This window comes from Xanthomonas sp. SHU 308 (genome assembly GCF_000364645.1).
Taxonomy (GTDB): domain Bacteria; phylum Pseudomonadota; class Gammaproteobacteria; order Xanthomonadales; family Xanthomonadaceae; genus Xanthomonas_A; species Xanthomonas_A sontii.
The window spans coordinates 1-2,103 of the sequence record NZ_AQOK01000353.1 but is presented as its reverse complement, the minus strand read 5'-3'; the positions used below and the strand labels follow the sequence as shown (position 1 = coordinate 2,103).

The window sequence follows — 2,103 nt, the reverse complement described above, 5'->3', positions numbered from 1 at the left end:
CCCAGCGCCGCGAATCGTCCTCGCCATAGCTGCGGCGGCTGTCGGCATCGGTGCGCCAGCCTTCGGTGCCGAGCAGGGCGGAAAGGGTGTCGGTGAGCGCGGTGGGCAAGGCGGTGGTCATGGCGAAGGTGGCGACGACGAAGTGGAGGGCGAGGGCGGCTGCAGCAGTTTCCAGGTGAGCACCGCCAGCGCCAGCGGCAGCCACACCCAGCGTAGTTCGGACCACAGCGTGGCCATGCCGCGCGCGCTGAAGAAACCGTTGGCGAACGGCGAGACCCGGATCGGCCGCCATGGCGCGAACCAGCGCTGTTCGCTCCACGGCCACCCCAGGGCCACGCCGAGGCCGCCGGAGGTCATCGCATCGAGCAGCGGATGCGAGGCGGTGCAGACGAACAGCCAGACGGCCGCCTGCAGCGCGCCGGCGCGCAGGGGCCGGTGCAGCAACGCGCCGAGCACGCCCAGTACCGCGGCGAACAACAGCGAGTGGCTGGCGCCGCGATGGCCGAAGGCGTCGGCGTAAGGGATGTGCAGGGCGAAGCCGAGCACGTCGGCGTCGGGCAGCATCGCCGCGACGATGCCGGCGCCGAGCAGGCGGGTGGAGATGCGGCCGCGATCGGCGGCGGCCCACAGCGCCAGCGGCACCGCGGCGTGGGTGAAGACGCTGGGCACCTCAGCAGTCCTCGGCGCGGAACGCGTCGCGCAGCCAGGTCAGCCGCGGCGGATCGCCTTCGGCCTCGACCACGTCGAAGCGGCACGGCCAGTTGGCGTACTGCGGATGCGCGGCCAGGAACAGCTGCGCCGCCAGCAGCAGGCGGCGGCGCTTGCGCAGATCGACCGAGGCCGCGCCGCCGCCGAATGCGGCGCTGCGCCGGTAGCGCACTTCGACGAACACCAGGCTCTGCGCCTGCTGCATCACCAGGTCCAGCTCGCCGCCGCGGAAGGCGACGTTGGCGGCGATCAGGCGCAGGCCGGCGCGCTCCAGTTCGGCGCGCGCCGCCGCTTCCACCGCATTGCCGCGTCGGCGCCGCTCAGTTTCCATCGGGCAGCGGGGTCGGGCGCCCGCCGCTGAAAGTGGACCAGGCCGGGGTGCGCACGATGTTGCCGAAGCCGTCCAGGTGCAGCACGCCGGTGGCGCCGCGCAGGCCGCTGTCCTTGCCGGTCGCCAGCTTTTCCAGGTACGCGGTGATCTGCCAGGCGTCGTAGCCGAACGCGAACAGGCGCCCGGCCGGGCCGCGCGCGGTCGGCAGCATGTCGGCCACGCTGGTCGCCGCCGGCAGGCCGCCGACGCCGCGCACGTTCCACAGCTCGCTCGGGTAGACGATGCCGTCCAGCACCAGGTCGTCCTCCGGCTTGCCGGTGCCCAGCACCAACTGCGAGGTGGCCACCCGGGTCTTGCCGGCGAAACCGGCCAGCGCCAGTTGCGGCGCCAGCGCGCGGGCGGTATTGCCCTTCACCGCCAGCAGCACCGAGTCGGCGGCGCCGGCGTTGCGCAGTTGCGCGCCGATGTCGCCCGGGGTGTCGGCGACGCTGACGCTGCCGGCGACCTTGCCGCCGCGCTCGCTGAAGCGGTCGCGGAACGCGGCCACCGCACGGCGGCCGTTGTCGTCGTTGCTGCCGATCACCAGCGTATTGCGGCGTTCGTGCGCCAGCAGGTACTCGGCGGCGGCGATGCCGTCGTCTTCCGGCGCCAGCGAGAAGCCGGCGCTGCCGCCCGGCGGCGCGTGGGTGCCGCGGTTCAGCGCCAGCACCGGCACCGGCAGCGCGTCGCGCCCGAACAACGCGGTGACCTCGTCGCGGCCGAGCGGGCCGACCACGAAGTCGGCGCCGCCGTCGACCGCCTTCTGATAGGCGGCCAGTGCACCGGCCGGGGTCCCGGTGGTGTCGATGAAGTCGATCGCAGGACGCCGCCGGGTCTCGCCGTAGTAGCCGGCAAGCAGACCGTCGCGCACCGGCGCGGCCGCGGTGGCCAGGCTGCCGCTCAGCGGCAGCAGCACCGCCAGCTTGGCCGGCGGGCGATAGCCGTCGCGTTCGGCCGGCGGCCGCTTGCTGGTGTCGAAGCCCCACTGCTCGCCGCGGTCGAACGGACGCGGCAGCGCCAGGCCG

3 protein-coding genes are annotated in these 2,103 nt (G+C 74.1%); all 3 read right to left on the bottom strand.

The annotated features are described in order from the left end of the window. Positions 1–117 precede the first annotated feature (117 nt). Positions 118–669, bottom strand: a complete 552-nt coding sequence (locus D588_RS0112365; RefSeq protein WP_017916213.1) for a metal-dependent hydrolase — start codon at positions 667–669, stop codon at positions 118–120. Between the two features lies 1 nt (position 670). Beyond that, positions 671–1,039, bottom strand: coding sequence for a YraN family protein (locus tag D588_RS0112360; protein WP_026143653.1), 369 nt, complete (start codon positions 1,037–1,039; stop codon positions 671–673). Continuing rightward, positions 1,029–2,103, bottom strand: a 1,075-nt coding sequence (locus D588_RS0112355; RefSeq protein WP_017916211.1) for a penicillin-binding protein activator, incomplete at its 5' end; no start/stop codon positions are given. The genes D588_RS0112360 and D588_RS0112355, both read right to left, overlap by 11 nt.

Coding starts and splice junctions, on each gene's coding strand:
- D588_RS0112360 (WP_026143653.1), bottom strand. CDS start 1,039: ATGGAAACTGAGCGGCGCCGACGCGGCAATGCGGTGGAAGCGGCGGCG.